Source organism: Streptococcus sp. KR, assembly GCF_002238115.1.
Lineage (GTDB): Bacteria > Bacillota > Bacilli > Lactobacillales > Streptococcaceae > Streptococcus.
The window spans coordinates 42,027-54,591 of the sequence record NZ_NGVM01000003.1 but is presented as its reverse complement, the minus strand read 5'-3'; the positions used below and the strand labels follow the sequence as shown (position 1 = coordinate 54,591).

Here is a 12,565-nt window from a genome sequence, read left to right as displayed (position 1 = left end):
TACTTTATTCAAAGAGTTGATAATAATCAGAGATTTTCATTTTTGCTTTATCTTCTTGGTTCAAATCTTGGATAATTCGTCCTTCTTTCATGACAATCAAGCGATTGCCATATTTGAGAGCATCTTCCATATGGTGGGTAATCATAAGCGCTGTCAGCTGATCTTTCTTGACAAACTCATCCGTCAATTCCATCAAGGCCACACTGGTCTTTGGATCAAGGGCTGCAGTATGCTCGTCTAACAAGAGTAATTCAGGACGCTTCAAGGTTGCCATCAAGAGACTCAAAGCCTGTCTTTGTCCACCTGATAAGAACTCAATCGGTGTATTCAAGTGTTTCTCAAGACCGTTTCCCACTTTTTCAATAGTTGCCTGAAACTCATCCTTATAGCTAGTCAAGCGTCGTGGAAATAGTCCACGCTTTTCACCACGAAATTTGGCAATCAAGAGATTCTCTGCCACTGTCATACGAGGAGCTGTCCCCATCTTGGGATCTTGGAAGACTCGAGACAGATACTTAGCCCGCTTCTCTGGTGAAAACTTGGTTACATCTTCACCTAAAATACGGATGGTTCCACTGGTTAAGGATAAGGTTCCTGCAATAGTGTTAAAGAGGGTCGATTTCCCAGCACCATTTCCACCTAAAATCGTGATAAAGTCCTGTTCAAAAATTTCTAAGGAAACATCATTTAAAATAATCTTTTCTTCATCAAAGCCATTTTTAACAACTTTGGTTGCATTTTTTAATTCTACAATTGCTGTCATTTGCTTAACTTGGCTCCTTTCAAGATTGTTTGCTTAAATGTTGGAATCATGAGGCAGACTGCTAAGATCAAGGCACTGTATAAACGAAGGTAACTTGTATTAAAACCAAGAGCGATAACCGCCCACACTAAGAATTGATAAGCGATAGAACCTACAACGATGGCAACCAGACGCTCTGCCAAGCTCAAACTCTTGAAGATAACTTCTCCAATAATCAAACTTGCAAGACCTACAACGATAACCCCGATTCCTCGAGATACATCAGCATACCCTTCTTGCTGGGCAATGAGAGCCCCTGCAAGGGCAATCACACCATTTGATAAGACCAATCCCATGAGCTCCATGCGTCCAGTATGAATCCCGAAACTTCTAGCCATATCAGGATTATCACCTGTAGCAATATAGGCTTGTCCGAGTTTAGTGTCCAAGAAAAAGAGCATGAGAGCAATGACAAGACTTACAAAGATGAGACCTGTCAAGAGTTGATTCAAATCTGAATCAAAAGGCAAAACATCCTGTATTTGCTTGGTTCCAAGCAGGCCTAAATTCGCACGTCCCATAATCAAGAGCATGATAGAGTGACAGGAAGTCATCACCAAAATCCCTGAGAGCAAAGTTGGGATCTTCCCTTTTGTATAAAGAAGTCCTGCTGCCATACCAGCCAAACAACCTGCCCCAACAGCAACAAGTGTCGCTAAAAAGGGATTCACGCCCCTTGTTATCAAAGTGACAGCAACAGCTCCCCCAAGAGGGAAGGAACCTTCTGCCGTCATATCTGGAAAGTTCAAAATCCTAAATGTCATAAAGATTCCCAGACCTAGAATAGCCCAGACAAATCCTTGAGAAATAATAGATAATATCATCTGTTTCTTAACCTTTTCTATATGATTTCTATTGTAAAAAATTGGAGGAGATGTCCCCAACTCCTCCATTCTAGATTATTCAATCACTTGTCCTGCTTCTTTTAGAACAGATTCAGGAATCGTAACACCTAATTCTTGTGCCAATTTTTTGTTAATTACTGACTTACCAGTTGAAAATACATTGACTGGAGTATCAGCTGGTTTTGCACCTTTCAAAACTTGTGCAATCATTTTACCTGTTGCCACACCGAGATCATGTTGATCAACTACAACGGATGCCAAACCACCTGCTTCTACCATGGCAGTTGCGCTTGGGTAGATTGGTTTTTTAGCTGATTGGTTGCTTGATACAACAGTTGAGAAGGCTGAAGCAATAGTGTTATCGATTGGAACCCAGATAGCATCAACCTTGCTAGTCATAACGTTAACTGTTGAAGCAATTTCATTTGTTGAAGGAACTGCAAATGTTTCTACTGTCAAACCTGCTTTTTCAGCATAAGCCTTAAATTCTTCTACCTGAGTTTTTGAATTGTCTTCGCTGCTTGAGTAAAGAGCTCCGATTGTTTTCACACTTGGTGTCAAAGCCTTGATGAGTTCAACTTGTTGTTGAGCTGGATTGTGGTCAGATACCCCTGTGATGTTGCCACCTGGTTTTTTCAAATCTTTAACCAAGTTCGCACCGATTGGGTCTGTAATAGCAGCCATGATAACCGGTAGGTCTTTTGTGGCACTAGCCAAGCCTTGAGCAGCTGGTGTTGCAATCCCTACTACTAGGTCATTCCCATTTGCAACCAATTGTTTACTCATTGTCGCAACCTTACTTTGGTCACCTTCTGAGTTCATAAAATCGATTTTAAGTTGATCATCTTTATAACCTTCTTCTGCAAGTCCATCTTGGATTCCCTTATAAATCAAGTCAAGAGATGGATGGCTTACAAACTGAAGGACACCAACTTTGGCAACTTTCTTTTCATTTTTAGCTTCTGGTTTATTCATTGAAGAGTAAATCAAACTTCCTGCTACTAAAACTGCTAATGCAGCGATAATTCCAATTAAACGTTTATTTTTCATTCTATTTCTCCTTTTCATTCTTTTAAAATACTTCACTTATATAATACTCTTCGAAAATCTCTTCAAACCACGTCAGCGTCGCCTTACCGTAGGTATATGGTACTGACTCTATCAGTTCTATCCACAACCTCAAAACAGTGTTTTGAGCAGCTTGCGACTAGCTTCCTAGTTTGCTTTTTGATTTTCATTGAGTATAAACAAGTGACGCCATCGTTTTCTTTCCATACTAACCTCCATCAAAAAAGTCCTCACACAAAAAAACTTGTGTGAGGACGTCGATGCGCGGTACCACCTCAATTATAGGGAATTTCCCTATCGCTCTGTCTCGCAATAACGAGATGCACTGTAAGGTGTGCTCACCGAATTTTTATGATTTCAAATTCTAAATAACATTCAGCCCAATTTTCATCATCATCACTTATCTGTTTTCAGCTACCACAGACTCTCTAAAAAGTTTATATGATTACTTTTCTGAATGGTTAAATTATATCATTTTTCAACTACTTGTCAAGACTCTTTTAGCATTTTTTTGAAAGATTCAAAAACTTCCCCTATAGAAAAGAGAAAGTTTGATAGGTATCAGCCTGAATTACGCAATCCTGTCGCAATTCCATTGATAGTTGTATGGATTAATTTTTCTTGATCGCTTGATAATTCTCCTCGACGTTGACGTTTAATCAACTCCAACTGGATATAGTTGAGGATATTAAAGTAAGGCATACGGTAATCCAAACTTGCTTTTAGATATGGATTTTCAGCCAAGAGTTCATCATATCCTTCGATAGCCAAGATGACTTCCTTGGTAACTTGCCATTCATTTAGAATAGTCTCATAGATTGCTTTGACTTCTTCATCCTCACACAGTTTGGCATATTCAAAAGCAATATTCATATTTGATTTTGACAAGACCATGTCGACATTTGAAAGAAGCGATTGGAAGAAAGGCCAGTTTTGATACATATCTCGTAAGATAGCGATATTCTCTGGATTTTTATCGATAAATTCCTTGAAGCTTGAACCAACCCCATACCAGCCAGGGAACATGACACGACTTTGCGACCATGAGAATACCCAAGGGATAGCTCGCAAACCACCGATTTCAGTAATAGTCTTACGAGCGGCTGGACGTGAACCAATGTTAAAGCTTGAAATAGCCTTGATTGGACTTGACTCGAAGAAATAATCATAAAAATGATCATTACCAAAGACCAAATCACGGTAGATATCGTAACTACGGTCCACTACTTGGTCCATAATAGCTTCATAACGATTTGAGGTATTGGTATCACTCTTCTTCTGAGTAATCATACGGTTAATGGCTGCAGATACTAACATTTCAAGGTTATAGTAAGCTGCGTCTTTATTACCGTATTTATTCCCAATTACTTCACCCTGCTCCGTCAAGCGGATACGATCTTTGATAGACTTAAGCGGTTGAGATGTGATGGCTTCATAGGTTGGTCCACCACCACGACCGACAGTACCACCGCGACCATGGAAGAAGGTAACCTTAACGCCAAATTCATCTCCGATAGCAGTCAATTGTTGTTGAGCCTTGTAGAGGGTCCAACATGATGATAGGTAACCACCATCTTTATTACTGTCAGAGTAGCCCAACATGATTTCTTGATAGTTATTGCGTGAAGCAATCCATTTCTTGGCCAGAGGAAGAGAAAGATATTCTCTCATGGTTTCTTCTGAGTGGTCCAAATCCTCAATTGTTTCAAAGAGAGGAACAATTTGGACCCGGGCTCTTTCTTTATCAACTAACCCTACTTCTTTTAGCAAGATAGCCAATTCCAACATGTCTGATACGCTGGTTGCATGTGAAATGATAGTCTGACGAATGACATCATCTCCCAACTTATCTTTCAACTTACGAGCAGCCTTAAAGATTGCTAATTCTTTTTCAAGTAACTCTGATTTTTCAACGTGAGTGGCAGAAAGAATACGTGGATCTTCTTCCAATTCTTTCAAAAGAAGCTGGCATTTTTCTTCTTCACTGAGTTCGCTATAATGAGAATGAATACCTGCTGATTTCAAGAGTTCGGCCACACAAGCTTCATGAACACTAGAATCTTGACGCATGTCAATAGATGCCAAATAAAAGCCAAAAATTTCAACTGCCTGAATCAGCTCAACAAAATCACCAGAAATCAGTGCTTCACCCTTGTTTTCCAAGAGGGAATCACGAATGGTAATTAAATCCTTATAAAAATCATTAGCTGTTTCATAGCGAGCTCCAACTTCCTTATCCTCAATCAAATAAGCTTTTGTCGCTTGGATTTTTGATTGAATATCAAACAAGGCACGACGGTATAGCTCTTTTTCACGATAAATAGAATTATCCTTAGACTGACGAGCCATTTCTCTGACTTGCTTGCTCACATTGACAATACTGGTTGAGAGAGAGAACTCACGATAAAGTTGGTAAATTTTTTCATCATAGTAGTTCATGATGACTTCACACTGAGTCATAGCAGATTGTTTCAAGGTGTCTGCTGTAACAAAAGGATTCCCATCACGGTCTCCACCAATCCACATACCCATGGTAATTGGTTTTGGATGTTTCAACTCCAAGCCATGTTTTTTAGCCAGACGTTTGTACTCAGCAGTCAAATGAGGAACTGCCTTCAGGAATGAACTATTGTAGTATTCCATAACATTCGTGATTTCATTGGTTACTTTCAATTTCTTTTCACGAATCATGTCTGTTTGCATGATAATCTCAATGTAACGACGGAGATCATTATGCCATTTTTCCTTATTAATCAAGCCTAATTTCACATCACGGTACTTACGCAAAAGGGTATGGATATGGTTTGTCAAATCCAACATACTCTTACGTTGTACTTGTGTTGGATGGGCAGTCAAAACAGGGACAACATTCAAATGTTCTAGAATTTCAACCGCATTTTCTTTTTCTGCAACCATTTTGATCGTTGCTGATAATTTCCCAAGATAATCTTGATCGATGTTATTTTGATGGTTGATTTCATAGGCTAAATCCACGTCTTCTGAAATATTAATCAAAAGAGGCAAGATAGAGAAATAGCGTGAAATATAAGCCATTTCATCATTTGTCAGACTAGTAACCAATTGGTTCAAGCCCTGATAATCTTCTTGAGTTGACAATTCCTTCAACTGCATGATTTTTTCAAAAGTCTCTGGGGCAAGCATATTTTTAGTGATATCTTCTAACAATTCTGTTAAAATCAATACTTCTTCTTGCACGACAGCTTTATTACTATAGTTTTCTAATTTTTGAAGAGACATAGGTAATCCTTTCCACTATCAACTCTACATATAGTTTGATGAGTGAGTTTCTAACTCCTCATATAATTGGGCACGTTTTTCACTTGCATCAATATTTAAGACAAAAGCAATGGCTACAGACAAGACTAGGAGACTGTTCCCTCCTTGTGATAAGAAGGGGAAGGTTACTCCTGTCGAAGGAATAATGCCAGAAATTCCACCGATATTGACAAATACCTGTACCAGCATCATCCCCCCAACCCCAATCGCCATCATGGAATTAAAGGGATTCTTAGCACGAATACCGACTAGGATAATTCGTAAAATCAGGAAAAAGACAAGTGCTAAAATCAAGCTGGCTCCCACAAATCCAAACTCTTCAATAACAATTGAAAATACAAAGTCTGTATGGGCCTCTGGTAAATAACCACGTTTTTCGATTGAATTTCCTAAGCCTAGACCAAACCACCCACCATTTACCATGGCAAAGTAGGAATTTGCAAGTTGGTGACCTGACCCTGCCAAATCGGCAAAGGGATTAAAGTAGGCACTGAAACGCTTAGCAACGTAACCAAATACTGGAACTTTTGAAAACTTATCAACCCCGATCATAGAAATAGCTGATAAGGACAGGGCTGAAACTCCAAATAATACACCGATAAAGGCTATAAACCAACGATGAGCAATTCCACTAACTGTATACATAATCAAGGCGACCAGAGCTAGGATGGTCGCATTCCCCAAATCTGGGAAAATAGCTAAACTTCCTATCATGACTAGTAGGACGAAGCGCCAATCATTAAAAGCACGAGGAATCCATTGATTTTGAGTTAAAACTTGAAAATCGTAAATCCCAATTTCATCCTGTTGTTTTGAGAAACGTTGGGCCAAGTACCAGACGATGATAATCTTCAAATACTCAGCTGGCTGAATGGTCAAAGGTCCTACTGAAATCCAACCATAGGCTCCATTGACTGGCGTACCAATTAAGCGAGCCAGAGCCAAAAGAATCAGCTCAACAAACATAATAATAAATAGCAGTCGTTCTTTTCTTAAAAAATTCAGTTTCAGCTTATATATCAAGGCAATCAATATTAAACTAAGTATCCAAAACATTCCCTGACTTCGAACCAATTGGAGGGCACTTTTACCTTCTTCGATAAGAATGGCACTGGTTGTAGAATAAACTACAATCAAGCCCAAAATAGATAAAAGTAAGTAAGGAACTAGAATAGAATAGTTTAACAGGTGCCTCTTACTAATCTTCATAGTATCACCAATCTAATGAGAACAAAAGAAATTATTCCCAAATTCCGTTTATTTTCTAGTTTTGATTGCTATTATACCATTTTTTCCGAAAGAAAAAAACTCTTACCCTTAAGATAATAGATTTTCTCATAAGAAAAAGAGCGCTTGGCTCTTTTCTGTTTTATTCTTTTGAAGAACTGCTTGAGCTTGAATCTCCACCACCGATATATTGGGTAAAGATATTTTGGAATGCTTGGTCTTTAACCTTGATGTTGGCAGCCTGCAATTCTTTTCCGACAATACTTTGAACAAATGATGCATCATTTTGTTTTTGAGTCAAGATAACAGTTTTCAATTTTTCTTTGTAGTCATCGATATTAGATGACTTTTCTGTTTTCTTAATGAGTTTTACAATGTAATATTGACTGCTGTATGCTTGAGTACCAGTAGCTGTAATGACATCAGAAATGCCATTAACATCCAAGGCAAAAGCTGCTTTCTTAACTTGATCTGGTACTTCTGTTGAAGCTGAATCAAAAGTGATTTCACCACCATTCGCTTTGGTTTTCTCATCAGTTGAGTTATCTTTAGCTAATTGAGCAAAGTCTGCATCACTAGCCTTAGCTTTTTCAAGAATTTCTTTAGCCTTATCTTCATTATCAAAACGAATAATTTGAGCAGTTACGTCCGGAGTATAGTTCTCAAATGCTTTCTTATAGGCTTCATCAGTTAATTCAGCTTCTGCAGCCTTTTTAACTGCAAATTCAACTAATTTACTTGTACGAATTTGTGCTTTACGTGTTTCAAGAGTCATACCTGATTGTGATAAGACACGTTGGTAATTCTCACCATATTGTTTTTCTTCTCCAGAAATGATTTCATCGATTTCTTTGTCATCTACCTCCGAGCCATATTGCTTCTCAAATACTTTTTGGATGGTCATGTTCAACAAGACTTGTTGGGCTGAAGGATTGATTTTCACTTGCTCATAAAATTGATGTTCTGTGATGACATCCCCTTTCATGCTGATAAGGTCTGCCCCTTCTGAACCTTTCGAACAAGCTGCTAAAGTTGCTACTGATAATAGTGTAATGGCACCTGCCAATAGTTTTTTCTTCATGTCTACTCCTTTGAGATAAGTGTTACCCTATCTATTTTACTATATTTTCTTAAATTTTTCTGAAAATTATTCGCTGTCAAGTAATTGAATATCTGCTACATTTTTACGAAGCATGAGAATGCCGTCCCCTAAAGGTACTAATGTTGCAGTGAGTCCTGGATTGTCTAAAGTTGCATCAAATAATTTTTGAAGGCCTCGATAAATAGTTCGCTGGCCACGACGAACCTCCATAATGTCCTTGGCAACATCACCACCTTGAAAAATATCATCCAAGACAACCACACCACCGACTTCCAAATGTTTGAGGATTTCTGGCAGAAAGACGATGTATTTAGACTTGGCTGAATCCATAAAGACGAAATCATAGGACTCTGTCAAGGTAGATAAGACATCTACCGCATCTCCTTCTAGGAGCGTAATTTGCTTGCGACTGTCAAACTGGGTGAAATTTTCCTTGGCAAATCCAATCATTTCTGGATTGCGGTCAATGGTTGTAATCTTAGCATTTGGCGCATGTTCAGCCATCAAGAGGGCTGAAAAACCGATAGCCGTCCCAATTTCCAGAATATTTTTAGGCCGCATGGTTTCCATGAGAAAACGGAAATAAGCAACCGTTTCATGAGGAATAATGGGAATATTTTCCTTGCGAGCAAAGTCTTCCAATTCTTTCAAAGATCCTGTGACTTGCTTTTGGCGCTGACGCATCAAGTCCACAATTTCTTCTTTGACAACAGGACGACGCATGTTATGGTTGGCATTTTTACTATACGATTCAACCATCTTATGCCAATCCCAATTTTTCAACAAGGGCTTCAAACTCATTTAAGCGACGTTCGAAGACTGCAAAAGCATCGTTGAGATAGTCTTCCTTCTCCATATCAACACCAGCTTTTCTCATGACATTAAGTGGATAGTCAGACTTACCTGCCTTGAGGTAGTCGATATAGCGGTCACGGTCTTCTTGACTACCATGCACAATCTTTTCAGCCAAGGCTGAGGCTGCTGCAAAACCTGTTGAATATTGGTATACATAGTAGTTATAGTAGAAGTGTGGAATGCGTGCCCACTCGTATTGGATTTCAGGATTGTCTTCCTTACTCAAACCATAATACTCTTGGTTCAAGTCTGCGTAGAGTTTATTTAAGAAATCACTTGTCAAGACTTCACCATTTTGATCCGCTTGGTGAATGGCGTGTTCAAACTCAGCAAATTGAGTTTGGCGGAAAACTGTTCCACGGAAACCATCTAGGAAGTTATTGAGAATAGCAAAGCGCGTTGCATCATCTTCCACTTCTTCCAATAATTTCTCCGTCAAGATATTTTCATTGGTCGTTGATGCAATCTCTGCCAAGAAGATAGAATAATCTCCGTAAACATAAGGTTGAGTTTCACGAGTATAGCTTGAGTGCATACTATGACCTGTTTCATGAACAAGAGTAAAGAGATTGTCTAGATTGTCCTGCCAGTTAAGAAGCATAAAGGCATTGGTATCATAAGAACCACCTGAGTAGGCACCTGAACGCTTGCCTTGGTTTTCGTAAACATCAATCCAACGATCGCTGAAGGCACGTTTAACACGACTCAAGTAATCCTCACCCAAGACTGCCAAGGCTTCTTCGGCCTTTTTCAAAGCTTCCTCGTAAGTAAAACTATATTCAACAGATGAAAGCGGTGTGTAGACATCGTACATCTTAAGGTCTGAAATTCCCAAAATCTTTGAACGAAGTTCAAGGTAACGATGCAAGAGTGGCAAATGCTTGCGAACTGCTGCTACCAAATTGTCATAAACACTTTCTGGAACAAAATTTGCTGCGAGGGCTGCATGACGAGCACTCTTGTAGTTGCGAACTTTGGCTCGGTAGTTTTGTACTTTAACATTGGTTTGTAAAGTTTTAGCATAGGTGTGTTGGAATTGCTCATAAGTTGCATAAAGGGCTTGATAGGCACCACGACGCACCTCACGATTTTTAGACTCCATCAAACGTGTGTAAGTCCCATGAGAGAGTTGAACTTCCTTACTATCATCGTCAAGAACATAAGGGAACACAATATCCGCATTGTCCAAGATAGCGAAGGTTTCACTTGCCGAACCAAAGATTTCCCCAGCTCCAGCTAATAATTCTTCTTCACGTTGTGAAAGAACGTGTTCCTTGCCTTGCAAAAGCTTGTCAAAATAGTGTTGATAAACCTGCAATTTTGGTTGAGCTTCTAAAAAGTCAGCATACTGCTTTTCACTGATTTCCATAAATTCAGGTTCATAGAATGAAAAGGCTTGGTCTAGCTTGCTATAGAGAGTCATCGCCTTGGCATAGTACTCTTGGTACTTGGCTTCACGTGTGTCCTGGTCATTTTTCATATGAGCATAAACGTAAAGCTTCTCCATTTGGCGTTCCATCTCAAGAGAAAATTCAGTAATTTCTAGTAGGCTATCCGCACTATCCAGGAGATGTCCTTCATACTGGGCTACTTTCTCCAATTGTTCTGTTAAATCTTTTAAGGCTTCTTCCCAAGCCTGGTCAGTTGGGTAAATCGTTGATAGATCCCATGTATCTTTTTCATTTATTTCATTTCTTTGTAATACCATTAGATTCCTCCATCTTTTCTATTCTACCATATTTTTCAAGAAATATTGCTGATAAAAGGCTGGTGGATAAAGCTTTTGCCAATCATTTTGAGGATTTTCTTGGTAATAGATTTGAAAATACTGATAATAGCGAGTCAAATCTTTCTCAATTTGGCAAAAATTACCTACTAGTGGTCTTATTTGTGGATACCATTCTTTTAGCCCATAAGTCAGGAGATTTTCCCCCTTTTGATAGGCTTCTGCTTGTTCTTTCATCCAAAAGGGATTTTGATAGTACAGTTGTTGCTGAATATAGCGACAGATGTCCTTATCCTCAGAAACTGTAAAATGAGATATTTTTTGTTTCTTATAAGGGAAACGCAATATTTCCAATAAACTAGCTTGACCATAGAGAAATTCCTTGATTTGATAATGGAGTTTACCGCGGAGATCTTGGTGAATCAGGTATTTGAGTCTTAAAACTTGTTTTTCACTGTCTAATTCCCAAACATAAAAGCCCACGTTTTGACTAAAATAGAGAAAACCTTGTTGCAGACGAGTCAAACGCTCCTTGAGCCAAAGTTTTTCTCCCAGTAACCACAGTACTTGGTAACCCTGACTACGATAGCCCTCGCTACGCTCTTTAAGAAGTTTCTGTGGCAAGGGACTACACTGAACTTCTAAAGCTAGATTGCCATTTACAAATACATCCGCAATCTGTTTAAGCTCTGGAAGAGGGTATTCTAATTGCACTTCTGTATCTTTTTTCAACCAGTGATAAAGTGATTCTTTATTTGCCAGGTGTTCTGGACTTTCATTTTCAGAGGAAAAATCACAGTCTTTTAAGGTTTTGTGGGCAAAATGGGTCCGGACACTTGGTCCTTGACGCAAACGGAGCTGACCTCCACAAGCTGGGCAGGTGTATGCTTGCTTCTCAAGTTTATCCTCTAACACATTTACCAATTCTCCCCTAGCATCTCTCGCAACAAACATGATTCCCTCCTTTTCTATATTATTCGTAAAAAAAGAAAAAGATCAGGAAATTTCCTAATCTACATCACTCTATAATTTTAGAGTTGCAAGCGGCTTTCAAGAGCTTGTGTCAACACTTCAGAATAGTTCACTTTCTCACGATCTGCAAGTCTGACTAGCCACTCTGGAACCGTAACATTTTTTCGAATCGCTTTATTATTCTTTACGAAAGGCAAGGGATTGACCTGAATCAAAGTCACAAATCCATCAGGAGCTTTCAACTCAGCAATGTCACTAGGAGTAGGCAAAGCCAGTCCTTCATCAATATAAGAAGCTAAAACACTCTCAAGCATTTCCCGAGCATTTTTCATTGCAAGTTCAATCGTTGCTCCTTCAGTCCCGCCTCCAAATTCAGGAAATTCAACCCAGTATCCAGTGCCTTCTCTATGAAAAATAGCAGGATAAGATTTTAGCATAATACACCTCCACAATTTCCAAATCAACTATAATCCCAAATCTTTTAATATTTTTCTCTCTAAACCTTTTCCTAGATCCTCATTACCGTGAACTGGAATAGTGACAAGATAGGGAACCCCTTCTTTCTTAAAATGATGATGACTTCCTCTCTTACGAACTTCAATCCATCCATTTCCAAGAGCTAATTTTACCATTTCCTTACCTGTGATTGGCATTTATCGTCACCTTTCTAT

General features: G+C 38.9%; 11 protein-coding genes and 1 other annotated feature. All 11 genes read right to left on the bottom strand.

Translation table 11 applies throughout. The features are described 5' to 3' along the window. Positions 1–4 precede the first annotated feature (4 nt). Positions 5–763, bottom strand: coding sequence for an ABC transporter ATP-binding protein (locus CBI42_RS01785; RefSeq protein ID WP_049552532.1), 759 nt, complete (start codon positions 761–763; stop codon positions 5–7). After that, positions 760–1,626, bottom strand: coding sequence for an ABC transporter permease (locus tag CBI42_RS01780; protein WP_094753130.1), 867 nt, complete (start codon positions 1,624–1,626; stop codon positions 760–762). The genes CBI42_RS01785 and CBI42_RS01780 overlap by 4 nt, the downstream gene beginning before the upstream one ends. Before the next feature lie 75 nt (positions 1,627–1,701). Continuing rightward, entirely contained in the window at positions 1,702–2,697 is a 996-nt protein-coding gene (gene trpX, locus CBI42_RS01775; RefSeq protein WP_094753094.1) for a tryptophan ABC transporter substrate-binding protein, read from the bottom strand. 265 nt (positions 2,698–2,962) lie between these two features. Beyond that, positions 2,963–3,180: a binding site (T-box leader), on the bottom strand. Between the two features lie 96 nt (positions 3,181–3,276). After that, entirely contained in the window at positions 3,277–5,973 is a 2,697-nt protein-coding gene (gene ppc / locus CBI42_RS01765; protein ID WP_049491794.1) for a phosphoenolpyruvate carboxylase, read from the bottom strand. A gap of 24 nt (positions 5,974–5,997) precedes the next feature. Further along, entirely contained in the window at positions 5,998–7,221 is a 1,224-nt protein-coding gene (gene ftsW / locus CBI42_RS01760) for a cell division peptidoglycan polymerase FtsW (protein ID WP_049510558.1), read from the bottom strand. 160 nt (positions 7,222–7,381) lie between these two features. After that, positions 7,382–8,320: a peptidylprolyl isomerase PrsA gene (prsA, locus tag CBI42_RS01755; protein ID WP_049491798.1), complete on the bottom strand. Its 939-nt coding sequence runs from the start codon at positions 8,318–8,320 to the stop codon at positions 7,382–7,384. A 66-nt stretch (positions 8,321–8,386) separates the two neighbouring features. After that, the gene (locus CBI42_RS01750; RefSeq protein WP_094753129.1) at positions 8,387–9,100 is read right to left on the bottom strand and encodes an O-methyltransferase; all 714 of its coding nucleotides are present in this window, start codon (positions 9,098–9,100) and stop codon (positions 8,387–8,389) included. A gap of 1 nt (position 9,101) precedes the next feature. After that, positions 9,102–10,904 (bottom strand): oligoendopeptidase F, encoded by a 1,803-nt coding sequence (gene pepF / locus CBI42_RS01745; protein WP_049491799.1) that lies wholly within the window; start codon positions 10,902–10,904, stop codon positions 9,102–9,104. Between the two features lie 18 nt (positions 10,905–10,922). Next, positions 10,923–11,876: a competence protein CoiA gene (locus tag CBI42_RS01740; RefSeq protein WP_049491801.1), complete on the bottom strand. Its 954-nt coding sequence runs from the start codon at positions 11,874–11,876 to the stop codon at positions 10,923–10,925. 77 nt (positions 11,877–11,953) lie between these two features. Further along, on the bottom strand, positions 11,954–12,331 hold the full coding sequence (locus CBI42_RS01735) for a type II toxin-antitoxin system HicB family antitoxin (protein ID WP_033688727.1): 378 nt from the start codon (positions 12,329–12,331) through the stop codon (positions 11,954–11,956). Between the two features lie 27 nt (positions 12,332–12,358). Then, a complete protein-coding gene (locus tag CBI42_RS01730; protein WP_094753093.1) occupies positions 12,359–12,547 on the bottom strand; it encodes a type II toxin-antitoxin system HicA family toxin in 189 nt (62 codons plus the stop codon). Between the last annotated feature and the right edge of the window lie 18 nt (positions 12,548–12,565).